At 72.8% G+C, this 23,170-nt stretch carries 17 protein-coding genes and 1 rRNA gene; 3 read left to right on the plus strand and 15 right to left on the minus strand.

The window, feature by feature from the left end:
* Positions 1–76 precede the first annotated feature (76 nt).
* From BLW47_RS19450 to BLW47_RS19485, 8 genes are all read right to left on the minus strand, one after another.
* On the minus strand, positions 77–526 hold the full coding sequence (locus BLW47_RS19450) for a GNAT family N-acetyltransferase (RefSeq protein WP_091559762.1): 450 nt from the start codon (positions 524–526) through the stop codon (positions 77–79).
* A gap of 70 nt (positions 527–596) precedes the next feature.
* Complete coding sequence (gene obgE, locus BLW47_RS19455; RefSeq protein ID WP_091559765.1) at positions 597–2,078, minus strand: GTPase ObgE; 1,482 nt, start codon at positions 2,076–2,078, stop codon at positions 597–599.
* A 151-nt stretch (positions 2,079–2,229) separates the two neighbouring features.
* On the minus strand, positions 2,230–2,493 hold the full coding sequence (gene rpmA, locus BLW47_RS19460) for a 50S ribosomal protein L27 (protein ID WP_091559769.1): 264 nt from the start codon (positions 2,491–2,493) through the stop codon (positions 2,230–2,232).
* Positions 2,494–2,502: 9 nt separating this feature from the next.
* The gene (gene rplU / locus BLW47_RS19465; protein WP_091559774.1) at positions 2,503–2,817 is read right to left on the minus strand and encodes a 50S ribosomal protein L21; all 315 of its coding nucleotides are present in this window, start codon (positions 2,815–2,817) and stop codon (positions 2,503–2,505) included.
* A gap of 172 nt (positions 2,818–2,989) precedes the next feature.
* Positions 2,990–3,514: a hypothetical protein gene (locus BLW47_RS19470; protein WP_091559778.1), complete on the minus strand. Its 525-nt coding sequence runs from the start codon at positions 3,512–3,514 to the stop codon at positions 2,990–2,992.
* Between the two features lie 336 nt (positions 3,515–3,850).
* Positions 3,851–6,862, minus strand: coding sequence for an Rne/Rng family ribonuclease (locus BLW47_RS19475; protein WP_091559781.1), 3,012 nt, complete (start codon positions 6,860–6,862; stop codon positions 3,851–3,853).
* 166 nt (positions 6,863–7,028) lie between these two features.
* Complete coding sequence (locus tag BLW47_RS19480) at positions 7,029–7,799, minus strand: TIGR03936 family radical SAM-associated protein (protein WP_091559785.1); 771 nt, start codon at positions 7,797–7,799, stop codon at positions 7,029–7,031.
* 225 nt (positions 7,800–8,024) lie between these two features.
* The gene (locus BLW47_RS19485; protein WP_091559789.1) at positions 8,025–10,007 is read right to left on the minus strand and encodes a TIGR03960 family B12-binding radical SAM protein; all 1,983 of its coding nucleotides are present in this window, start codon (positions 10,005–10,007) and stop codon (positions 8,025–8,027) included.
* A gap of 138 nt (positions 10,008–10,145) precedes the next feature.
* On the opposite strand from BLW47_RS19485, the gene BLW47_RS25685 reads away from it, so the two are divergent.
* Positions 10,146–11,426, plus strand: a complete 1,281-nt coding sequence (locus BLW47_RS25685) for a hypothetical protein (protein WP_245736776.1) — start codon at positions 10,146–10,148, stop codon at positions 11,424–11,426.
* A 7-nt stretch (positions 11,427–11,433) separates the two neighbouring features.
* Here BLW47_RS25685 and BLW47_RS19495 read toward each other — a convergent pair whose 3' ends face one another.
* The 3 genes from BLW47_RS19495 to ndk form a co-directional block, all read right to left on the minus strand.
* The gene (locus BLW47_RS19495; RefSeq protein WP_091559883.1) at positions 11,434–12,126 is read right to left on the minus strand and encodes a lysophospholipid acyltransferase family protein; all 693 of its coding nucleotides are present in this window, start codon (positions 12,124–12,126) and stop codon (positions 11,434–11,436) included.
* 148 nt (positions 12,127–12,274) lie between these two features.
* Positions 12,275–15,484, minus strand: coding sequence for an isoleucine--tRNA ligase (gene ileS, locus BLW47_RS19500; protein WP_091559792.1), 3,210 nt, complete (start codon positions 15,482–15,484; stop codon positions 12,275–12,277).
* 335 nt (positions 15,485–15,819) lie between these two features.
* Entirely contained in the window at positions 15,820–16,245 is a 426-nt protein-coding gene (gene ndk, locus BLW47_RS19505) for a nucleoside-diphosphate kinase (RefSeq protein WP_091559796.1), read from the minus strand.
* A gap of 227 nt (positions 16,246–16,472) precedes the next feature.
* Here ndk and BLW47_RS19510 point away from each other — a divergent pair, with 227 nt between their 5' ends.
* Entirely contained in the window at positions 16,473–17,846 is a 1,374-nt protein-coding gene (locus BLW47_RS19510; RefSeq protein ID WP_245736777.1) for a VOC family protein, read from the plus strand.
* A gap of 6 nt (positions 17,847–17,852) precedes the next feature.
* Here the strand turns inward: BLW47_RS19510 and BLW47_RS19515 are convergent, their stop codons facing one another.
* From BLW47_RS19515 to BLW47_RS19525, 3 genes are all read right to left on the minus strand, one after another.
* On the minus strand, positions 17,853–18,215 hold the full coding sequence (locus BLW47_RS19515; RefSeq protein ID WP_091559800.1) for a DUF4233 domain-containing protein: 363 nt from the start codon (positions 18,213–18,215) through the stop codon (positions 17,853–17,855).
* Positions 18,212–19,483: a bifunctional folylpolyglutamate synthase/dihydrofolate synthase gene (locus tag BLW47_RS19520; protein WP_091559890.1), complete on the minus strand. Its 1,272-nt coding sequence runs from the start codon at positions 19,481–19,483 to the stop codon at positions 18,212–18,214. The genes BLW47_RS19515 and BLW47_RS19520 overlap by 4 nt, the downstream gene beginning before the upstream one ends.
* Positions 19,484–19,563: 80 nt before the next feature.
* A complete protein-coding gene (locus BLW47_RS19525; protein WP_091559803.1) occupies positions 19,564–22,191 on the minus strand; it encodes a valine--tRNA ligase in 2,628 nt (875 codons plus the stop codon).
* A 70-nt stretch (positions 22,192–22,261) separates the two neighbouring features.
* Here BLW47_RS19525 and BLW47_RS19530 point away from each other — a divergent pair, with 70 nt between their 5' ends.
* Positions 22,262–22,927 (plus strand): hypothetical protein, encoded by a 666-nt coding sequence (locus BLW47_RS19530; RefSeq protein ID WP_091559807.1) that lies wholly within the window; start codon positions 22,262–22,264, stop codon positions 22,925–22,927.
* A 149-nt stretch (positions 22,928–23,076) separates the two neighbouring features.
* On the opposite strand, the gene rrf is transcribed toward BLW47_RS19530, so the two are convergent.
* Positions 23,077–23,170 (minus strand): 5S ribosomal RNA (rrf, locus tag BLW47_RS19535); the annotation flags it as partial.

The raw sequence follows: 23,170 nt of genomic DNA on the forward strand, positions 1-23,170 counted from the left end.
ACCGCTGCCGTGGACGCGGTAACCCTCCGGCCCCCGCACGGGTGATCATTAAGTCCCCGGCTTGCGGCGTCGCGGCTCAGGCCGGCACCGTCAACGACTTCTCGAAGCAGACGCTGTACGGGTTGTCCACGTACTCGCCGTAGACCGGGATCCGGTCGTAGCCGGCGGAGGCGTAGAGGCCGATCGCGGCCGGCAGGTAGGTCCCGGTCTCCAGGCGCAGCACGCGGTGGCCGGCCGCGCGGGCGAACTCCTCCAACGCGAGCAGCAGCTGTCGCGCGATGCCCCGGCCCCGGTGGGCGGGGCGCACGTACATCCGCTTGATCTCGCCGACCCCGTCGCCGAGCGCCTGCAGGCCGCCGCAGGCCACGGCCCGGCCGTCGACGACGCAGACCAGGTAGCGCGCGTCGTCGCGGACGACCGTGACCTGGCCGTCCAGGCCGCCGTCGGCCTCGCGCAGTTCGCGCTGCTGAGCGGTGACGAGCGCGACGAGTTCGGGATCGGTGGACGGGCGGGATTGGATCAGCACGTCGCCACGCTAGCCACGGCCGATTTCACGTGCGTTTCCGGCATGTGGCCGGAATCCACCGCAGTCGCGACTACTGGTCTTCCGGGCCGGCCTCGTCGTCGCCGTCGGGCAGCTCGGCCGCCTCGTCCCCGCCGGGCAGCGTCTCGTCCTCGGGCCGGCGCCGCCGCGCCTTGCGGGCCGCGAGCCGCTCGGCGGCGCCCACCCGCGCGGGCGCCTCCTGCAGCCGGACGTCGGTGCCGCGCGCGCCCGGCACGTAGTCGGCGCCCGCGTAGAGCGTCGGCTGCCAGTCGAACTCCCGGTCGCCGATCCGGACCAGGCTGCCGGGCTCCGCGCCGGCCTTGGCCAGCGCCTCCTCGACGCCCAGTCGGGCCAGCCGGTCGGCGAGGTAGCCGACGGCCTCGTCGTTGTCGAAGTTGGTCTGCCGCACCCAGCGCTCCGGCTGGCGGCCGCGCACCACGAACGCGTCCCCGTCGGCCTCGACGGTGAAGCCGGCGTCGTCGACGGCGAGCGGCCGGATGACGAGGCGGGTCGGCTCGGCGACCGGGGTGGCGGCGCGGCGGGCCTCGACGAGTTCGGCCATCGCGAACGTCAGCTCGCGCAGCCCTTCCCGAGTGATCGCGCTGACCTCGAAGACCCGCAGGCCGCGCGCCTCGAGGTCGGGGCGGACCAGCTCGGCCATGTCGCGGGCGTCCGGGATGTCGATCTTGTTGAGGACCACCAGCCGCGGCCGGTCGGCGAGCCCGCCGTACGCCGCGAGCTCGGCCTCGATCACGTCGATGTCGGCGATCGGGTCCCGCTCGGTCTCCAGCGCCGCGCAGTCGATCACGTGCGCGATCACCGCGCACCGCTCGATGTGCCGCAGGAACTCCAGCCCAAGCCCCTTGCCGGTGGCGGCGCCCGGGATCAGGCCCGGCACGTCGGCGACGGTGAAGGTGTGGCTGTCGGCCCGGACCACGCCCAGGTTGGGCACCAGCGTGGTGAACGGGTAGTCGGCGATCTTCGGCTTGGCCGCGGAGATGACCGAGATCAGCGACGACTTGCCCGCCGACGGGAAGCCGACCAGGCCGACGTCGGCGACGCTCTTGAGCTCGAGTACAACGTCGAGCCGGTCGCCGGGCTCGCCGAGCTCGGCGAAGCCGGGCGCCCTGCGCCGGGAGTTGGCCAGCGCGGCGTTGCCCCGCCCACCCCGGCCGCCCCGGGCGATCTCCAGCGTCGTGCCGACGCCGACGAGGTCGGCCAGCACCTCCCCGTCGGGCGTCTGCACCACGGTGCCGTTGGGCACCTTGACCACGAGGTTCTGGCCGTTGGCCCCGTCGCGGTTGGAGCCGGCGCCGCCCTTGCCGTTCTCCGCCTTGACGTGCGGACGGAAGTGGAAGTCGAGGAGGGTGTGCACCTGCGGGTCGACGACGAGCGACACGCTGCCGCCGTGCCCCCCGTTGCCGCCGTCGGGGCCGCCGAGCGGCTTGAACTTCTCCCGGAGGATCGAGACACAGCCGTGCCCGCCGTCCCCGGCCTGCAGATGCAGGACGACCCGGTCAACGAACGTCGTCACGACGCCATCCTCTCAACTCAACCCGTTGATCACGCCCGTACGCGCGACAATTCGGACAGGCCGGTCGCGCGTATCCACATGATCAACGCGGAAGCGCCACAATGCGAAGCGGGCCGGGACACGAGGTCCACGGCCCGCCTCTGCGCTGAAACTACTGCTGTACCGGCACCGGCACGATGTTGACGACCTTGCGGCCGCGCTTCACGCCGAACTTGACCGAGCCGGCGGCGAGGGCGAAGAGCGTGTCGTCGCCGCCGCGACCGACCAGGTCGCCCGGGTGGAACTTGGTGCCACGCTGCCGGATCAGGATCTCCCCGGCGCTGACGACCTGACCGCCGAACCGCTTGACGCCGAGGCGCTTTGCCTCGGAGTCACGGCCGTTCCGCGAGCTGGACGCACCCTTTTTGTGAGCCATGGCTAGCGCCTACTTCCCGCTCGAAATGCCGGTCACCTTGACCTGGGTCAGCGGCTGGCGGTGACCCTGGCGCTTGTGGTAGCCGGTCTTGTTCTTGAACTTGTGGATCCGGATCTTCGGGCCCTTGGTGTGCGCGGCGATCTCGCCGGCCACCGAGACCTTGGCAAGCTGTGCCGCGTCGGTCACCAGGTTGTCACCGTCGACGAGGAGCACCGCGGAGAGCGTCACGGCGTCGCCGGGCTCACCGACGAGCTTCTCGACCTCGATCACGTCGCCCTCGGCAACCTTGTACTGCTTGCCGCCGGTCTTGACGATCGCGTACATGGGACGCGGACTCCTGTCGTTTGCTGCTGGCGGATGGTGTTCGCGACGGCTCACGGCGCTGCCATGCAGCGACGGGCACGCGAGAACCTGGCGCACTGGTGCGCCGGAGCCAAGAGTACGCCATCGGTGGCCGGACGCCAAAACCGCCACCGTGGCCCCGGCCACGGCGTCCTCAGGCGGCGCAGAGCTGGTCGAGGCGCTGCTGCAGCTCGTCGAGCTTGCTCTGGTTGACGCCGTCGAGTTCGGCCTTCATCGCGCCGACCTCGGCGCCGATCTCGGCGAGCACCGACTTGAGCCGCGGGTCGGTGGCCTTCGCCGCCTCCTCGCGCACCGCCCGCCCCCAGCCGGCCAACGCCGCCTCGGCCTTGCGCTTCGCGTCCTGGGCGGCCCTGGTGTCGTTGTCCGCGCTCGCCTGCATCATCCGGCCGAGTTCCGTCACGAACACCATGACCGATTCGGAGGTCTTCTTCTGCACGGCGACGCAGACCTGCCGCGCGTTGCCGCCCGCCGGGACGGAGCTCGCCGTGTCCGGGGTGCCGCGGCCCGCCGTGGCGCCACCGCTGGCGGTCGGCGCGGGGGCGGCCGAGGTGACCGAGGGGGACGCGGCGGCGCCGGCGTCCGGGTCGGGGCCGTCGGAGCAGGCGGCGATGCCGATGAGGGTCGCGGCGAGGACGGCGATGGGGAGCAGGCGTCGCATGGCTTCTCCTGGGGGGCGCGGCGTCGCCCCCGACCCTAACCCGCCACGCGGGCGCACGGCACGCCGCGCCGGCCCGCTCCGCGGGGCGCCCCGGTCAACGACGGCCCCCGGCCCGTCGCGGACGGGTCCGGTGATCAAGGGGGCGGACGGGTAGCGCGGGGGTTTCCACTGCCACCCGACCGCCCGGCCCTCGATCGGCAACTAAGTTGACCTTGATGGGGACAGCGTAACCGGATTGACGGCCGGATGAACGCCGAACGGGCGACTCTCGTCGCCCGTTCGTATTCGACCGCGCGTGCCAGTGGCCAGCATCACCCGATTCGGCCGGCGAACCCGTCAGGGACGGGTACGCCGACGGGCCCCGCCGCGGCGCGACCGGCGACGACCGCCGCTGGTCGCGTCGACGGGTTCGCCGTCGAACTCGTCCTCGGCGAGCCCGGCCGCGTCGTCGGCGACGTCCGGGTCACCGGCGCCGGCCAGCCGCATCGGCTCCGCGGCCGGAACCGACGCCTGCGAGCCGTTGCCGCTCTCCGCCGGCGGGGTGTCCACCTCGTAACGCGACAGGTCGTACCCCATGGTGTCGTCGTCCTCGTCGGCCTGCGCCGGGACGGCCTCCGCCGCCTTGCGGGCGCGCCGACGGGAGCTGCCGGACGAGGTCGACGGCGCGGACGCCGCAGGCGCCGGACCGGAGGACGCCGAGGCCACGGCCTTGACCTTGTCCCCCGCGCCGCCCTTCGTCTTCTCCGGCACCGGCTCGGCGTGGATGATCACGCCCCGGCCCTTGCAGCAGTCGCAGGTCTCGCTGAACGCCTCCAGCAGCCCGGCGCCGATCCGCTTCCGCGTCATCTGCACCAGCCCCAGAGACGTGATCTCCGTGACCTGGTGCTTCGTCCGGTCCCGGCCGAGGCACTCGGTCAGCCGGCGCAGCACCAGCTCACGGTTGGACTCGAGCACCATGTCGATGAAGTCGATCACGACGATGCCGCCGAGGTCGCGGAGCCGGAGCTGGCGGACGATCTCCTCCGCCGCCTCCAGGTTGTTCCGGGTGACGGTCTCCTCGAGGTTGCCGCCGGTGCCGGTGTACTTGCCGGTGTTGACGTCGACGACCGTCATCGCCTCGGTCCGGTCGATCACGAGGTGACCGCCGGAGGGGAGGAAGACCTTCCGGTCGAGCGCCTTGAGGATCTGCTCGTCGATGCGGTGCTCGGCGAACACGTCGGCGACGCCGGCGTGGCGGCGCAGCCGCGCAACCAGGTCCGGCGAGACGTGCGACAGGTACGACTCGACCATCTCGTACGACTCGTCGCCCTGGACGACCAGCTCGCGGAAGTCCTCGTTGAACAGGTCGCGGACCACCCGGATCACCAGGTCGGGCTCCTCGTAGAGCAGCACCGGAGCGCCGCCCTCGGCCGCCTTCGCCTGGATGTCCTCCCACTGCGCCTGCAGCCGCTTGACGTCGCGGGCCAGCTCGTCCTCGCTGGCGCCCTCGGCGGCCGTGCGCACGATCACGCCCGCGCCGTCCGGGACCAGCTTCTTCAGGATGTCGCGGAGCCGCTTGCGCTCGTTGTCCGGGAGCTTGCGGCTGATCCCGGAGGCGTTGCCGTTGGGCACGTAGACCAGATGCCGGCCGGAGAGAGCGATGTGGCTGGTCAGCCGAGCGCCCTTGTGCCCGATCGGGTCCTTGGTGACCTGCACGAGCACCGAGTCGCCGGAGCGCAGCGCCTGCTCGATCGAGCGGGCGCGCCCCTCCAGGCCCGTCGCGTCCCAGTTGACCTCGCCGGCGTAGAGCACCGCGTTGCGGCCGCGGCCGACGTCGACGAAGGCCGCCTCCATGCTCGGCAGCACGTTCTGCACCTTGCCGAGGTAGACGTTGCCGGCCATGGTCCCCGACGACGCCCGCGTGACGTAGTGCTCGACGAGGACACCGTCCTCCAGCACCGCCACCTGGGTGCGGTCGCCGCGCTGGCGGATCACCATCACCCGGTCGACGGCCTCACGGCGGGCCAGGAACTCCGACTCGGACAGGATCGGCGGCCGCGTCCGGCGCTGCTCGCGCCCGTCCCGGCGGCGCTGGCGCTTGGCCTCCAGGCGCGTCGAACCCGACACGCCCTGCACCTCGTCCGCGACGCGGCGCGGCTCCCGGATCTTGACGACGGTGTGCACACCGTCCTCGACCGCGGTCTCCGGCTCGCCCGCGCCGCGACGGCGACGACGCCGCCGACGCCGCGTCAGCGACCCGCCCTCGTCCTCGTCGTCGTCCTCGGTGTCGCCCTCGACGTCGGCCTCGGCGGCCTCGGCCGCCTCCTCGTCGTCGTCGGTCTCGTCCACGCCGCCCTTGCCACGGCCCCGGCCGCGGCGACCACGCCGACGGCGCCGGCGGTTGGCGAGCTCGTCGTCCTCGTCCTCTTCCTCGTCCTCCTCGGCGGCGGCCTCGGCGGCCACCTCCTCGGCGGCGGCCTCGGCGGCGGTCTCCACGCCTTCGGCACCGCGCCGTCCGCGACGGCGGCGCTTCGGCGTCTCGACCAGCTCGCCCGCGCCCGTGCCGTCCACGGCGGCGGTCTCCGGCTCGTCGACGACGGCGGCGCCGGCGGCCTCCGGCATCGGCACGGCGGGGGCCTCGGCGGCGGGCCGGCGTCGCGGCTCCGGCGCGGTCTGCGGGTCCGGGGCCATGAACAGCACGGTCGGGGCAGCCGGCGCGGCGCGGCGGCGGCGGGTCGCCGGCCGCTCCTCGGCGAGCGGCTCCACGGCTTCGGGTTCGAGCTCGGCGGGCTCCGCCAGGGGCCCGGCCACGGTGTGCGGGGCGACGGCGGCCGCGCCGGGCTCGACCGTCCCCGGCTCCGGCTCGACCGCCGCCGGCTCGACCGGGACCTCGGGCTCGGGCGTCACGTCGGCGGTCTTGCGGCGGCGCGTCCTGGTCGCCTTGACCGGCGCCGCCGGAACGCCGTCGGCCCCGGCGTCCGTCGCCGGCTCCGCGCCCACAGCGGGCTCCGCGGCCTTGCGCCGCCGGCGGGTCTTCGGCGCCGCAGCGGGCTCCGCAGTGGCGACCGGCTCGGCGGGCACGGCCGCCTCCGGGGTCACGGGGGCGTCCGCGGTCACGACCGCCTCCGGCGCCACCGCCGGCTCCGTGGCCGCTACCGCCGCGGCGGCGTCGGCCGGGTCCTGCGTGCGCTTGGTCGCGGCGATCTCCTCGGCCGCGCCCGGTTCGGCCGCGGCGGTCGGCTCCGCCGCGGCACCGGCCGACTTGCGCCGGGTGGTGCGGGCACGCCGCGCGGGGGCGGCATTTTCGACGGTTTCGCCGGCCGGCTGCGCGCCGGTCCGGTCACCGCCCTCGGGCTCGTTGTCGAGCATTGGACGTTCTCCAGTTCTGGCTGCCCCGGGCGCGGGTGAGCGCTGCCACGCAGGGTTGCCGCAAAGGTGTTTCCGGTGGCGTCCCGGGATCCGGCCAGGTCGATGCTGGCCGGAGACTCGGGAGGGACCACCGAAGTCTGGCTACTGAGCGCTCGCCGTAGGGCGGCTAGCGTTCACCGATGGGTGCCTCGGGCCGATCCGCCTCCAACGGATCGACGATCTCCCCCTGCGGGGTGAGCGTGCCCTGCGCCAGCCGGGTCGCTCGCGGCGGCACCGGCGGCTCCAGGTCGGCCACCACACGCAGGCCGGCGAGGACGTCATCGGGTCGAACGGACGGGGTGACCTGCCGAACGACTAGGTCGAGTATCGCACATGGTGCCGCCGGGACCCCGGAAGGTCGCTCATCGGAGGGCGCGTCGGCGGCGGCGGTCGACGGTTCGGCGGCCTCGACGACATCGATCCGGGCTACCGCCGCGCGCGCGTCGAACGTACGCCGTCCCTGCTTCGTGAGGCGCTCGACGAGCACCTCGGGCGCGGCCTCGAAGGCCTTCACCGCGGCGCGCAGCACGTCCGACTCGACCTGCGGCAGCTCGATGCGCCAGTGCGACGCCTCGATCCGGTCGGCCAGGCTGCCGCCGGCCGCCTCCACCGCGTCGAGCACGTCGAGTCCCGGGGAGAGCGCCGCGTCCAGGGCGGCGCGCAGTTGGCCGGGGTCGACCGTCGCCTGCAGCCCGATCTCGAGATACTCCGCCTCGCTGGCCACGCCGGTGGGCGCGGCGCTCGCGTAGGAGATCTTCGGGTGCGGGGTGAAGCCCTGGGAAAACGCTATGGGTACGCCGGCGCGGCGCAGCGCGCGCTCGAACGCCCGGGCGAAGTCGCGGTGCGAGGTGAACCGGAGCGGGCCGCGCTTGGCGTACCTGATCCTGATCCGCTGCACGACCGGCGCCTGGCCGCCCTCCGGCTGTGGCTTCCTACTGATCGTGGTGCTCCTCGAGAAATGGAATGACGGGCGTATCCTCGCGCAGCCGCGCCCGGCGACGCCAATCGACACGGCCGACGCCCATTCAACACCGCACATACCGGACAAACTCGGTCCGGAAATCGGGGGCCGCGCCGCCCGGCGCAGTCGTCGCAACGACGACCCCGGGCGGCGCACCCACCGTCAGGCGCGCGCCGGCGCGCGCAGGCCGGGGTTCACCGGCGTGAGCGGCAGCAGCTTCTTGCCGGTCGGACCGATCTGGATCTGGGTGTCCATCGACGGGCAGACGCCGCAGTCGAAACACGGCGTCCAGCGGCAGTCGTCCTGCTCGTACTCCGACAGCGCGTCCTGCCAGTCCTGCCAGAGCCAGTCCTTGTCCAGCCCCGAGTCGAGGTGGTCCCACGGGAGCACCTCGAGCTCGTCGCGCTCCCGCGTGGTGAACCAGTCGAGGTCGACGCCGAACTGCGGCAGCACCTCGGCGGCCGCCTCCACCCACCGCTGGTACGAGAAGTGCTCGCTCCAGCCGTCGAAGCGCCCGCCCTGCTCCCACACCCGCCGGATCACCGCGCCGACCCGGCGGTCGCCGCGGGACAGCAGGCCCTCGATCAGCGACGGCTCGCCGTCGTGGTAGCGGAACCCGATCGCCCGGCCCAGCGACTTGTCCGAGTTGATCGCCTGCTTGAGCAGCTTCAGCCGGTTGTCGATCACCTCCGGGCGCTCCATCGAGGCCCACTGGAACGGGGTGTGCGGCTTGGGCACGAAGCCGCCGATCGAGACCGTGCAGCGGATGTCCTTCGAGCCGGTGGCGGCCCGACCCGCCTTGATCACCTCGTGCGCCATCCGGGCGATCTGCAGCACGTCGTCGTCGGTCTCGGTGGGCAGACCGCACATGAAGTACAGCTTCACCTGCCGCCAGCCGTTCGTGTACGCGGTCACGACGGTGCGGATGAGGTCCTCCTCCGACACCATCTTGTTGATCACCTTGCGGATCCGCTCCGAGCCGCCCTCGGGCGCGAACGTCAGGCCGGTGCGCCGGCCGTTGCGGGACAGCTCCTGGGCCAGCTCGATGTTGAAGGCGTCGACGCGGGTGGAGGGCAGCGAGAGCGAGACGTTGGTGCCCTCGTACTGCTGGGCCAGGCCGGAGCAGATGTCGCCGATCTCGGAGTGGTCGGCCGACGAGAGCGAGAGCAGCCCGACCTCGTGGAAGCCGGAGTATTCCAGACCGTCGCGGACCATCTGCCCGACGGTGGTGATCGAACGTTCCCGGACCGGTCGGGTGATCATGCCGGCCTGGCAGAACCGGCAACCCCGGGTGCAGCCGCGGAAGATCTCCACCGCGTACCGCTCGTGCACGGTCTCGGCCAGCGGCACGATCGGCTTCTTCGGGTACGGCCACGCGTCGAGGTCCATCGTCGTGCGCTTGTGCACCCGGAACGGCACGTCGGCGCGGTTGGGCACGACCCGCTGGATCCGCCCGTCCGGCAGGTAGTCGACGTCGTAGAAGCGCGGCACGTACACGCTCTCGGTGCGCGCCAGCCGCAGCAGCAGCTCGTCGCGGCCGCCGGGGCACCCCTCCAGCTTCCACTGCCGGACGATCTCGGTGATCTCCAGTACGGCTTCCTCGCCGTCGCCGAGCACGGCCGCGTCGATGAAGTCGGCGATCGGCTCCGGGTTGAACGCGGCGTGGCCGCCGGCGACCACCACCGGGTCGGCGTCGGTGCGCTCCGCCGCGATCAGCGGGATGCCGGCCAGGTCGATCGCGGTGAGCAGGTTGGTGTAGCCCAGCTCCGTGGCGAACGAGACGCCGAAGACGTCGAACGCCCCGACCGGGCGGTGCGCCTCCAGCGTGAACTGCGGCACGCCGTGCGCGCGCATCAGCTTCTCCAGGTCCGGCCAGACCGCGTACGTCCGCTCGGCCAGCACGTCGGGGAACTCGTTGAGCACCTCGTACAGGATCTGCACGCCCTGGTTCGGGAGCCCGACCTCGTAGGCGTCCGGATACATCAGCGCCCACCGGACGGTGGCGGCGTCCCAGTCCTTGACCACCGCGCCGAGCTCGCCGCCCACGTACTGGATGGGCTTGCTCACCTGGGGCAGCAGCTGCTCGAGCTGGGGCCACACCGATTCCGCCGCACGCATGCCGGCGGCGCCCGTCGCGACGCTCATGAAACCTCCCGGAACTCCCCGCTGGCGCGGGGACCAAAAATTCAGGGTACGCGCCCGGCAGCCCCGCCGAACGGGGTGTGCCTCCCCGCTGGCCGTGCGGTACTAACCTCGGACGCGGCGTGAGAGGAGATCACCGCGATGCCGGAGCCGCAGCCGGGCGAGAAGCACCCGGCGGGTCAGTCCGCGCCGTCCGGGCCGCTGCAGCCGACGGCCGACCGGGTCGGCGCGACATCGGCCGGCGCGACCTCGGGCGCGGGCGGCGGGGAGGAACCCCCGACGCCCGCGATGCCGCCCGTGGAGCTGCCGAAGACCGCCGTGGAGCTGCCGGGAACCGCCGTGGAGCCGGCGCGGTGGTCGGGCTCGGCGTCGGTGCCGCCGCCGCTGCCGAAGCGGCGGTGGCTCGGCTCGGCGGAGGAAGTCCCGGTGACGCCGCCTGAGCTGCCGGTCGACGAGCACACACCGCCCGAGGAGCGCACCCCGGTCGACCCGTGGGCGGACGTCGATCCGGTCACCCCGGCGCCGGAGGCGTACCCGCCGCCCGTGTCGCTGCCGCCGACCCGGCCCTACCCGGTCGCGCCGCCCGGGCCGCCACCGCACCCCGTCTCCCCGCCGGTGCCGATGCCCGTGCCGCACCCCACCGCGGCGCCGCCCCCGCCGCCGTTCTCCGCGCCACCGGTCTCACCAGCGGTCCCGGCGCCGCAGCCGCACGCGGTCCCGCAGCCGCAGGCGCCGCACCCCGTCCCGCCCCAGTCACCGCAGCAGCCGGTGCGCAAGCCGCCCAAGCGGGGCCGGAAGCGCCGCGGGGAGCTCACCGCTCCCCCGCCCGGCTGGCAGCCGCCGCCCGGATACGTGCCGGTGCGGCGACGTCGCCGCTGGCCCCGGTTGATGGCGATGATGACCCTGCTCACGGCGGCCTGCTGCTGCGGCATTCCGGGCTACCTCGGCAAGCCGATGTGGGACCAGTACCCGGCCACGGCCGCGGTGCAGGCCCGGGTGGCCGACCTGGCGCTGCGCGACGACGCGACCAGCCAGCAGACGGTGCGCCGGCTGGAGCGGGAGACCCGGACCGCGCACCTGCTCGCGGAGCAGACCTTCGCGGCCGTCTACGGCGACGCCGCCCGCAAGCGGGTGACGGTCTTCGGCACCACCGGCTTCCGGTTCAGCCCGGACAGCGATCTGGAGACCGAGATGGCGCGGCTGACCGAGAGCTACGGGCTGTCGGGGGTGACGCCGGTCGACACCGGGGTCCGGGGGCTGCACGAGCAGTGCGGCGTCGGCACGGACGCGGGGACGAGCGTGGTGGTCTGCGCGTGGGCGGACCACGGGAGCCTGGGCGTCGCGCTGTTCACCCGCCGCTCGGTCGAGGACAGCGCCGCACTCCTCGACGAGCTGCGTCGCGCCCTGGTGACGCGCGGCTGACGGCGGGTTACTCGGTGCCGGACGGGTCGGTGGAGGCGGTACGCGCCGGCGCGTAGCGGCCGACGTACTCCTGACCGGTCAGCTTCTGGATCTCCGCCATCAGCTCGTCGGTGATGTCGCGCAGCGAGGTGCGGTCGTCGGACCGGCCGGTGAGGTCGAGCGGCTTGCCGAAGCGCACGGTGACGCGTCCGGCCCCCAGCTTCGGCATCCGCGCGCCGATCGGCTGCACCTTCTCCGTCCCGATCATCCCGACCGGGATGATCGGGACGCCCGCGGCGAGCGCCAGCCGCGCCGCGCCGGTCCGGCCCCGGTAGAGCCGGCCGTCCGGGGACCGGGTGCCCTCCGGGTAGACCGCGACCAGGTCGCCCCCGCGCAGCACCGGGATCGCCCCGTCGAAGGCGCTGAGCGCGGCGCGGCCACCGGCCCGCTCGACCCGGATCGCGCCGAGCCCGGTGACGACGGAGCGGGTGAGCCAGCCCCGGAAGCCGGTGCCGGTGAAGTACTCGGCCTTCGCCCAGAACGCGATGTGCCGGGGCACCACCGCCCCGAGGAACAGCTCGTCCGCGACGGAGAGGTGGTTGCCGGCGAGGATGGCGCCGCCGCGCGCCGGAAGGTGCTCCAGCCCCTCCACAGTGGGACGCCAGCCCAGCGTCATCGCGTTGCCAACGGTGAGCTTGCCGATCGTGTAGAGCAGCGGCACGGGTCCTCCGGCGAGGGTCACATGGTGGGGCGGCTGTCACGGTAACGGACGCGGCATCGTCCGTCGCGTCGATCTTGCAGTTGTGGTGCCGGATGAAGGCCACGAAAGCCATCAAGCCGGGCACCACAACCGCACGATCGCGGAGAGGTTAGACGCGGGTCACGGTGACCTGGACGCGCTCGGCCTCGCCCACCTCGCCGGCGAAGCCGGTCGCCGACGGGTCGAAGGTGACCTGCTCGGCGAGGACCTCGCGGGCCACGAAGTCGGCGTGGGCGCGGACCGCGGCCTCGACCTCCGCCGACGCCGCCACCGTGACGGTGATCCGATCGGAGATGTTGAGGTCCGCGTCCCGGCGGGCCTGCTGCACCACCCGGACGACGTCCCGGGCGAGCCCCTCGGCCGCCAGCTCCGGCGTCACCGTCGTGTCGAGCACCACCACGCCCTCGCCGCCGGGCAGCGGCGCCGAGTTCTCGGCGTCCGCGGCGACCATCCGCAGCTCGTACTCGCCCTCCTGCAGCGTCACCCCGGCGGCGACCGGGGCACCGTCGACCAGCGACCACTCCCCGGCCTTCACGGCCCTGATCACCGACTGCACCTGCCCGCCGACCCGCGGGCCGAGCGCCCGCGGGACCACGGTGAGCACCTGCTCGCAGTAGCGCGACACCTCGGCGGTGAACTCCACCGACTTCACGTTGACCTCGTCGGCGACCAGCTCGGCGAACGGACGCAGCCGCTCCGCGGCCGGCGTCGCCACCGTCAGCGCCGACAGCGGCAGCCGCACCCGCAGCCCCTTCGCCTTGCGCAGCGACAGCCCCGCCGAGCAGACGTCCCGGATCGCGTCCATCGCCGCCACCAGCTCGTGGTCGGCCGGGAACTCCGCCGCGGCCGGCCAGTCGGTCAGGTGCACCGACCGCTCGCCGGTCAGGCCACGCCAGATCTCCTCCGCGGTGAGCGGGGCGAGCGGCGCCACCACCCGGCACAGCGTCTCCAGCACGGTGTACAGCGTGTCGAAGGCGTCCCGGTCACCGCTCCAGAACCGGTCGCGGGAACGGCGGACGTACCAGTTGGTCAGCGCGTCGAGGTACCCGCGGACGCTGGCGCACGCCCCGGAGATGTCGTACTCGTCGAGCTGCTGACTCACCTGCTCCACCAGCTCGCCGGTCTTGGCCAGCACGTACCGGTCGAGCAGATGAGCACTGTCCGTACGCCGGACGGCCTCGTAGCCGTCGGCGTTGGCGTAGAGCGAGAAGAAGTACCAGACGTTCCAGAGCGGCAGCAGCACCTGGCGTACCGCGTCCCGGATGCCCGCTTCGGTCACCGCCATGTCTCCGCCGCGCAGCACCGGCGAGGACATCAGCATCCAGCGCATCGCGTCCGAGCCGTGCGTGTCGAACACCTCGTACACGTCGGGGTAGTTGCGCAGGCTCTTGGACATCTTGCGGCCGTCGGCGCCGAGCAGGATCCCGTGGCTGACGCAGTTGCGGAACGCCGGCCGGTCGAAGAGCGCGGTGGCCAGCACGTGCATCGTGTAGAACCAGCCGCGGGTCTGCCCGATGTACTCCACGATGAAGTCGCCCGGGTAGTGGTTCTCGAACCACTCGCGGTTCTCGAACGGGTAGTGCACCTGGGCGAACGGCATCGAGCCCGACTCGAACCAGCAGTCCAGCACCTCCGCCACCCGGCGCATGGTCGAACGCCCGGTCGGGTCGTCCGGGTTGGGGCGGGTCAGCTCGTCGATGGTGGGCCGGTGCAGGTCGTTCACCCGCACCCCGAAGTCGCGCTCCAGCTCGTCCAGCGAGCCGTAGACATCGACGCGCGGGTAGTTGGGGTCGTCGGACTTCCACACCGGGATCGGCGAGCCCCAGAACCGGTTCCGGCTGATCGACCAGTCGCGGGCGCCCGCCAGCCACTTGCCGAACGAGCCGTCCTTGACGTGCGCCGGCGTCCACGTGATCTGCTGGTTGAGCTCGACCATCCGGTCGCGGAACTGCGACACCGCGACGAACCACGACGACACGGCCTTGTAGACGAGCGGGGTGTCGCAGCGCCAGCAGTGCGGGTACGAGTGCGTGTACGTGTCCTGCCGCAGCACCAGGCCGCGGTCCTTCAGGTCGCGGATCACCGACTTGTTGACGTCGAAGACCTGCTGGCCCTCGTACGGCGGCACCAACGCGGTGAAGCGGGTGTGGTCGTCGACGGTGACGATGGTCGGGATGCCGGCCGCGTTGCAGGCGTTCTGGTCGTCCTCACCGAACGCCGGCGCCATGTGCACCACCCCGGTGCCGTCCTCGGTGGTGACGAACTCCGCGCCGAGCACCTGGTAGGCGTTCGGGCCGGCCTGGTCGACCAGGAAGTCGTAGAGCGGGGTGTAGCGGCGTCCGACCAGCAGCGAGCCGCGCACCGTGCCGAGCTGCCGGTAGCCCTCCAGCTCCTTGGCGTACGCCGCGACCCGCGCCGCGCCGACGATGAACCTCTCGCCGTCGCGCTCCAGCACCGCGTAGTCGATGTCGGGACCGACGGCGAGCGCCAGGTTGGACGGCAGGGTCCACGGCGTGGTGGTCCAGACGCCGATCTTCACGGGCCCCTGGAGCAGCTCGGCCACCTCCGGCGACCTCTCGGCGACGGTGTCATCGGCGGTCAACTCGAACCACACGCTGACCGTCGGGTCCTGCCGGTCGCGGTAGACGTCGTCCATCCGGGTCTCGGTGTTGGACAGCGGAGTCTCGCAGCGCCAGCAGTACGCCAGCACCCGGAAGCCCTCATAGACCAGACCCTTGTCGTGCAGGGTCTTGAAGGCCCACATGACGCTCTCCATGTAGTCCAGGTCGAGCGTCTTGTAGTCGTTGGCGAAGTCGACCCAGCGGGCCTGCCGGGTGACGTACCGCTCCCACTCGCTGGTGTAGGTGAGCACCGAGGTGCGGCAGACGTCGTTGAACCGGTCCACGCCGAGGTCGAGGATCTCGGCCTTGGTGGAGATGTTCAGCTGTCGCTCCGCCTCCACCTCGGCCGGCAGGCCGTGGCAGTCCCAGCCGAACCGGCGCTCGACCCGGCGGCCACGCATCGTCTGGTAGCGCGGCACCACGTCCTTGACGTAACCGGTGAAGAGGTGGCCGTAGTGCGGCAGGCCGTTGGCGAACGGCGGGCCGTCGTAGAAGACGTACTCGTTGTCGGCGGCGCGTTCGCCGCCGGCAGCCGAACCCGGCGCCTCCGATTGCCGGCCGGAGGCCGGCCTGGCCTCCACGCTGGCCTCGAAGGTCTTGTCGGCGGTCCAGTAGTCCAGGACCCGGCGCTCGACGCCCGGCAGGTCGGGGCTCGCGGGGACGCCGGTGCCGTCGGGAGCGTTCTTCGGGTACGCCATCGCGGGTCGCTCTCCTCGTGCAGCTCACTGTCTGTGGTCTGCGAGGACGAGCCCTGCGGTACGCCGTGCCGGCGCGCCGCGGACCCGCGGTACCACCCCGCTTGACGGCCGAGATCGACCGCCCGCTCGTTGGCCGGCTGTCACGGGCCGGACCCGTCCGGTTCTACTGAGGCGCGGAGGGGCGCCCGTTCTTCCGGAGGCTCACCGGTGATGGCCGGGTCAACGCCTGTCGGTGTCCAAGCCTACTCGATCGCCCGCCGCGACACCGCCGAGTATCGACGCGTCGGCGGGCCCCGCCTGTCGGCGGCGGGACCCGCGGGCCTTCGCGACCGGTGTCAGACGAGCTCGGGGAACCAGAGGCCGATCTCGCGGGCGGAGCTCTCCGGCGAGTCGGAGGCGTGCACGAGGTTCTCCCGGTTGGAGAGCGAGAGGTCGCCGCGGATCGTGCCGGCAGCGGCCTTGCGCCCGTCGGTGGAGCCGACCAGGACGCGCACGACGTCGATCGCCGAGTCACCGGAGAGCACCAGCGCGACCAGCGGACCGCTGGTCATGAAGTCCTTGAGCGGCGGGTAGAACGGCTTCTCGACGTGGTCGGCGTAGTGCCGGTCGGCGAGCGCCGCGTCCATGGTGCGCAGCACCATCGCGTCGATGGTGAGCCCCTTGCGCTCGAACCGGCCGAGGATCTCCCCGACCAGGCCGCGCCGGAGCGCATCGGGCTTGATCAGCACGAGCGTGCGCTCGACCGAGGTGCTGCTGGACACGGGTGATTCCTCCTGCGCGAGATCGGGTACCGCTGGGCGGTGCCAGCCTAACGATCCACCCCGGACCCGAGGTGGCCGGTCCGCCGACGATCATTCGCGCTCTTCCCTGGCAGGCCGCGCGCGCCTAGCCTGGGTCATGAGCGCTCATCGATCGCACCAGCGGGGGCCGGGGGGACCCTGAGTCGTCGGCTGGCCGCGTTGTCGTCGTCAACGCAGGGAGGTCCACGGTGCCGAACGGCCGCCAGCCGATAGCAAACATCCGGAAGATAATCGCCGCGATCCTGGGCACGCTGGCCACGTTCGTGATGCTCTTCGGGCTCGGCATGACCAGTTGGGCGATCGTGGCGCTCGGGGTGGCGCTGCTGGTGCTGGCGATCAGCCTGGTGATGGTGACCGCGCTGCGCGGTGGCGCCCGCGCCTGGGTGGCCGGCACGGCGTACGTCCGCAGCGTCTCCGAGCCGCCGGCCTCCTCCGCGTACGGCCGCTGTGAGCTGCAGATCCTCATCGACGCGCCGGGGCTACCGCCCCGCTCGGTGAAGGTGCGCGATCCGCGGGTGCCGGTGGCGAAGTGGCCGGATCCGGGCGCCACCCTGCCGATCATGGTCGCCATCGACGACCAGCGGCACGTGCGGATCCTCTGGGACGAGGTGCTGACGCACGCGGAGGCCGCCGCCCAGGCGGAGCCGACGCCGGTCTACGACGACGGCGACCGCGACCCGCTCGACGACGATCTGCTGATCGACGAGCAGATCCGACGGTGGCAGCAGCGCGACCCGGACGGCGACCCGCTGCCGCCGGAGCCGGGTGACCCGGTCACCGCCGACCTGACCGACGACCTGATCGGGCTGCGCGAAGACCCCGTGGTGGTCCGGCAGCCCCAGGGAGGCCCGATCGTGCTGGAGGGCACCCTGGTCGACCCGCCGCCGGCGTCGGGCGTGCCGCTGCCGCGCCGGCCGCGACGGCCCAGCCCCCATCCCCGCAGCGACGAGCCGGTCGGACCCGACGGGCCCACGGCCGGCCCCACCGCGACCGCCGCGACGGCGACCGCAGCGCCCACGGACGGCGTGACGGCCGCCGAGGGCATGTCCGGCCGCGGCGGGTCGGGCACCGCGACCGCCGGCACGGTCGTCGCCGATGCCGTCCCGGCCGATGGGGCCCCGGACCCGGCCGATGGGGCCCCGCACCCGGCCGGCGGGGCCGTGGTCACCGACGCGCCGGGCACCGGTCCGATCCACGGCGTCGGCATCACGGTGCTCGTCGCCCACCTCGAGCGCTCGGTCGCGTTCTACCGCGACCTGCTCGGCTTCTTCGAGATCGACGGCGGCGAGGGGAACGCGGTGCTGGCGTCCGGGCAGACCCGCCTGGTGCTGCGCGCGATCCGGGACGTCGCGCCGATCAACCGCCGCCTCGTGCACGTCAACCTCGACGTCGACGACGTCGAGGCCGTCTACCGGGACCTGAAGGCCAAGGGGGTGCGGTTCACGTACGCGCCGCGCGCCGTCAACCGGGGGGCGAAGCTGGAGCTGTGGGCGGCGGCGTTCCGGGATCCGGACGGTCACGGCATCGCGATCACGCAGTGGCGGGAGCGCGCGGCGGGCTGACCGTCGTCAGCCGAGGATCACCCGCCGCACGTGCAGCACGTACGCCCAGACCAGCGCGAACATCACGCCCAGCACCGCCAGCGACCAGTGCAGCAGGCCGGCGAGCATGAGCAGCCCCTGCAGCACGGTCGCGCCGTGCCAGGCCCAGCTCCGGCGCATCGTGCCGGCCAGCACGACCGCCAGCACCGCCAGCGCGACCGCGGCGGCGATCGCGGCGCCGGTGCGTGGCGCCTCGATGACCGCCAGCGGCGCGATCGCCATCAGCAGCACCAGCGCCTCGATCGTGAGCGTGCCGGCCCCGAGCCCGCGTACCGCCCCGACCGGGTTGCGCAGCCCGGACCGGCGCGGCTCCGGCGGGGTCGCGGTCATCGCTTGAGCAGCCGGCGCGCGTCGGCCACGGTCACCACCGAGCCGGTGATGAGGACGCCCACGCCGCTCAGCTCCCCCTCCACCTCCGACTCGGCCAGCGCCACGGCCTCGGAGATCGCGTCCGGCATGCTCTCGGCCACCGTCACCCGCTCCTCGCCGAAGACCTCGGTCGCGAGCGCGGCCAACTCCGCGGCCGGCATCGCCCGCGGCGAGGTGTTGGTGGTGACCACGAGCGTGTCCAGTACGGGTTCCAGCAGCTCGAGCAGCCCGGCCGCGTCCTTGTCGCCGAGCACCGCCAGCACACCGACGAGCCGGCTGAACGCAAACTCCTCCTGCAGCGCGGTGACCGTCGCGGCCATCCCGTGCGGGTTGTGCGCGCCGTCGAGCAGGATGGTCGGCGCGTTGCGGACCCGCTCCAGGCGGCCGGGCGAGGACGCGGCGGCGAAGCCCTCCCGGACGGCCTCGACGTCGAGCATCCGGTTCGCCCCGGCGCCGAGGAACGCCTCGACCGCGGCGAGCGCCACCGCGGCGTTCTGCGCCTGGTGCGCCCCGTGCAGCGGAATGAAGATCTCCTCGTACACCCCGCCGAGCCCCTGCAGCGTGAGCACCTGGCCGCCGACCGCGACCGCCCGGCGCAGCACCCCGAACTCGCCGCCCTCGCGGGCGATGGTGGCCCCGACCTCGGCGCAGCGCTCCAGGATCGGCCGGGCGGCCTCCTCCGGCTGCACCGCGGAGATCACCGTGGCGTCGCGGTGGATGATGCCCGCCTTGGCCAGCGCGATGTCCTCGATCGTGTCGCCGAGCCACTCGGTGTGGTCGAGTCCGATCGGGGTGATCACGCAGACGCCGGCGCCGAGCACGTTGGTGGCGTCGTCGGCGCCGCCGAGCCCGACCTCGATGATCCCGACGTCGACGGGCGCGTCCGCGAAGGTCGCGAACGCGAGCGCCGTGGTCATGTCGAAGTACGTCAGCGGCTCGCTGGCGCGCTCGTCGACCAGCTGGGCGAGCGGGGCGACCTCGCGGTACATCGCGACGAACCGCTCCTCGCTCACCGGCTCGCCGTCCAGGCTGATCCGCTCCCGGACGGTCTCCAGGTGCGGGCTGGTGTAGCGGCCGGTGTGCAGCCCGAAGGCGCGCAGCACCGAGTCGATCATCCGGGCCGTCGAGGTCTTGCCGTTGGTGCCGGTCAGATGGATCGACGGGTACGCCCGCTGCGGGCTGCCCAGCACGTCGAGCAGCTGCTCGATCCGGCCGAGGTCGAAGACCATCCGGGTGAAGCCGCGGCCGAGCAGCTCCGCGTCGACCTGCGCGAACTCCGTACCGCCGGGTTGTCCCCCGTTGTTCGTGCTCACGCCGGCAACGCCTCCAGCGCCGCCGAGATGCGCACCAGGTCCGCCTCGGCCGCCTGCAGCCGCGTCTGGATCTTCGCCACGACCGCCTCCGGCGCCTTCTCCACGAAGGCCGCGTTGCCCAGCTTGCCCCGGCACTGCTCGGCCTCGCGCAGCGCCGCCGCGCGGTCCTTCTCCAGCCGCGCCCGCTCGGCCGCCACGTCGATCGTGCCGCGGGTGTCCAGCTCGACGGTGACCCCGCCGGCCACCGCCACCGTCGCGGTCGCGGAGAACTCGTCGCCGGCCTGGTCGAGCCGGGCCAGCGACCGGATCAGCGGCTCGTGCGCGCCGATGCCCGCGTCGGCGAGCCCCGCGAGGCGCGCGGTCACCCGCTGCCCCGGCTTGAGCCCCTGGTCCGACCGGAACCGTCGCACCTCGGTGACGACCCGCTGCAGCATCCCCACCTCGGCCTCGGCCGCGTCGTCGACGAGACCGCCGTCCGCGCTCGGCCACGCCGCCCGCATCACCGTCTCGTCCTGGGTCAGCGCCGTCCACAGCTCCTCGGTGACGAACGGGATCACCGGGTGCAGCAGCCGGAGCAGGTTGTCCAGGACGTGGCCGAGCACACGCCGCGTCGCCTCCGCCGCCGGTCCGCCCGCCGCCAGCGTCGGCTTGGTCAGCTCGACGTACCAGTCGCAGACGTCGTCCCAGGCGAAGTGGTAGAGGGTGTCGCAGACCTTCGCGAACTCGTACGCCTCGAACTGCTCGTCGACCTCGGCGATCACGTGCTGCAGCCGGGACAGGATCCACCGGTCGACGGTCGACAGCTCGGTGACGTCGGGCAGCTCGCCGGCGACGGTGGCGCCGTTCATCAGCGCGAAGCGGGTCGCGTTCCAGAGCTTGTTGCAGAAGTTGCGGGAGCCCTGGCACCACTCCTCGCTGACCGGCACGTCGGAGCCGGGGTTGGCGCCGCGGGCCAGCGTGAAGCGGGTGGCGTCGGCCCCGAAGCGCTCGATCCAGTCCAGCGGGTCGACGACGTTCCCGAACGACTTCGACATCTTCTTGCCGTACTGGTCGCGCACCATGCCGTGCAGCGCCACCACGTTGAACGGCTGCTTGCCGTCCATCGCGTACAGGCCGAACATCATCATCCGGGCGACCCAGAAGAAGAGGATGTCGTAGCCGGTGACCAGCACGCTCGTCGGGTAGAACTTCGCCAGGTCGGGGGTGGACTCGGGCCAGCCGAGCGTGGAGATCGGCCACAGGCCGCTGGAGAACCAGGTGTCCAGGACGTCCTCGTCCTGGCGCCAGCCCTCGCCCGACGGCGGCGCCTCGTCCGGTCCGACGCAGACGACCTCGCCGTTCGGCCCGTACCAGACCGGGATCCGGTGCCCCCACCAGAGCTGCCGGGAGATGCACCAGTCGTGCATGTTGTCGACCCAGGCGAAGTAGCGCTTCGCGAGCTCGGCCGGCTCGATCTTCACCCGGCCGTCGCGGACCGCGTCCCCGGCCGCCTTCGCCAGCGGGCCGGTGTTGACGAACCACTGCATCGACAGCCGCGGCTCCACCGTCGTCTTGCACCGCGAGCAGTGCCCGACCGCGTGCACGTACGGCCGCTTCTCGGCCACGATCCGACCCTGCTCGCGCAGCGCGTCGACGATCGCCGGCCGCGCCTCGAAGCGGTCCAGGCCCTCGAACGGCCCGTGCACGGTGATCACGCCGCGCTCGTCCATCACGGCCAGGTTGGGCAGCCCGTGCCGCTGGCCGATCTCGAAGTCGTTGGGGTCGTGCGCCGGCGTCACCTTGACCGCGCCCGTGCCGAAGGCCGGGTCGACGTGCGCGTCGGCGACGATCGGGATGCGTCGGCCGGTCAGCGGCAGCTCCACCTCCGTGCCGACGAGGTGCGCGTAGCGCTCGTCGTCCGGGTGCACCGCCACCGCGGTGTCGCCGAGCATGGTCTCGGCCCGGGTGGTCGCGACGACGATCGCGTTCGGCCCGTCGCCGTACCGGATGGAGACCAGCTCGCCCTCGTCGTCGGAGTGCTCCACCTCGATGTCCGACAGCGCGGTGAGGCAACGCGGGCACCAGTTGATGATCCGCTCCGCCTGGTAGATCAGGCCCTCGTCGTAGAGGCGCTTGAAGACCGTCTGCACGGCCCGCGACAGGCCCTCGTCCATCGTGAAGCGCTCGCGGTCCCAGTCGACCGAGTCGCCCAGCCGGCGCATCTGGCCGAGGATCGCGCCGCCGGACTCGGCCTTCCACTGCCACACCCGCTCGACGAACTTGTCGCGGCCGAGGTCGTGGCGGGACAGGCCCTGCGCGGCGAGCTGCCGCTCGACGACGTTCTGGGTGGCGATGCCGGCGTGATCCATGCCGGGCAGCCAGAGCGCCTCGAAGCCCTGCATCCGCTTGCGACGGATCAGCGAGTCCTGGATCGTGTGGTCGAGCGCGTGCCCGACGTGCAGCGAACCGGTCACATTCGGCGGCGGGATCACGATCGAGAAGGGCGGGCGGTCGCTGCTCGCGTCGGCCCGGAAGTACCCCGCCGATACCCACTGCTCGTACCGTCGCTGCTCTACCTCACCGGGCTGGTACTGCGCCGGAAGGGTCGGGGCTGCGTCGTGGCGGGTCTGCGGTGTCTGGGTCACCCGTAGAGTCTACGGAGCGCCCGCGGCACGGCCGCGTGCACCACCACCCCGTTGGCGTACGGTGGCGGCTATGCCCGACGACGACATCCTCGCCGGCCGCCGCGCGGTTGAGCCGGAGCCGATCGACGTCACGCCGCCGCCCCGGGAATCCGCCGCCGACCAGCGGAAACGCCCGCCGTCGCGCAGCAAGATGATCACCGTGGTCGCGGTGGCGGCGGTCGGGCTCGTCGGCGCCGGCTTCCTCGCCGCCGCCGGCTGGCGGGTGGCGCAGCAGAAGGACGCAACGCTGGGCACACCGGCCCGGGCCGCCGGCCTCGTGCTCGACGAGAGCGAGCGGGCCTTCGCCACCGCGGACTACCTGCGTACGGCGTTGGCGGCGCGGATCGACCTCGACACCAGCATCGGCGCGGTGTACGCGGACCCGGCCGACTCGAAGCGCAGCGTGCTGCTGTTCGGCGGCACCACGCTGCTGTGGTCCCCGGAGCGCGACCTGGACACGCTCTTCGACGTGGTCTCCGACGACGCCGGTTCGGTGAGCGGGCTGCGCGAGGTGTCCGCCGGCAAGCTCGGCGGTGTCATGAAGTGCGGTACGACGAGGAGCGAGGACGGCGATATCGCGGTCTGCGGCTGGGCCGACCACGGCAGCGTCGCGCTCGGGATGTTCCCGGGGCGCCGGCCCGCGGACGCCGGAACGCTATTGCGCGACCTCCGCGCGGCCATCCAACACCGCTCCTGACCGCTCGTTCCGTGGGGCCGTTCGTCGCCCCGTGGTTTCATGCGCACAAAAAAAGGGGGGCCCCTGTCGGGACCCCCTAATTCTTTTGCTGCGTGTGTATGCAGTTGAGGCCCACCCCGTATGCGGGGTGGGCCTCAACTGGAAAGATTGTCCGGCGGTGTCCTACTCTCCCACACCCTCCCGGGTGCAGTACCATCGGCGCTGGAGGGCTTAGCTTCCGGGTTCGGAATGTTACCGGGCGTT

The sequence above is a fragment of the Micromonospora pattaloongensis genome (assembly GCF_900107255.1).
In the GTDB taxonomy this organism is placed as follows: Bacteria; Actinomycetota; Actinomycetes; order Mycobacteriales; family Micromonosporaceae; genus Micromonospora_I; species Micromonospora_I pattaloongensis.

Excerpts from the sequence above, each read along its gene's own strand:
- ileS (WP_091559792.1), bottom strand. The coding sequence starts at position 15,484 with ATGGCGTACCCGAAGAACGCTCCCGACGGCACCGGCGTCCCCGCGAGC.
- BLW47_RS19530 (WP_091559807.1), top strand. The coding sequence starts at position 22,262 with ATGCCCGACGACGACATCCTCGCCGGCCGCCGCGCGGTTGAGCCGGAG.
- rplU (WP_091559774.1), bottom strand. The coding sequence starts at position 2,817 with ATGTACGCGATCGTCAAGACCGGCGGCAAGCAGTACAAGGTTGCCGAG.
- rpmA (WP_091559769.1), bottom strand. The coding sequence starts at position 2,493 with ATGGCTCACAAAAAGGGTGCGTCCAGCTCGCGGAACGGCCGTGACTCC.
- BLW47_RS19470 (WP_091559778.1), bottom strand. The coding sequence starts at position 3,514 with ATGCGACGCCTGCTCCCCATCGCCGTCCTCGCCGCGACCCTCATCGGC.
- BLW47_RS19515 (WP_091559800.1), bottom strand. The coding sequence starts at position 18,215 with ATGACCGCGACCCCGCCGGAGCCGCGCCGGTCCGGGCTGCGCAACCCG.
- BLW47_RS19485 (WP_091559789.1), bottom strand. The coding sequence starts at position 10,007 with ATGAGCGTCGCGACGGGCGCCGCCGGCATGCGTGCGGCGGAATCGGTG.
- BLW47_RS19520 (WP_091559890.1), bottom strand. The coding sequence starts at position 19,483 with ATGGTCTTCGACCTCGGCCGGATCGAGCAGCTGCTCGACGTGCTGGGC.
- BLW47_RS25685 (WP_245736776.1), top strand. The coding sequence starts at position 10,146 with ATGCCGGAGCCGCAGCCGGGCGAGAAGCACCCGGCGGGTCAGTCCGCG.
- BLW47_RS19475 (WP_091559781.1), bottom strand. The coding sequence starts at position 6,862 with ATGCTCGACAACGAGCCCGAGGGCGGTGACCGGACCGGCGCGCAGCCG.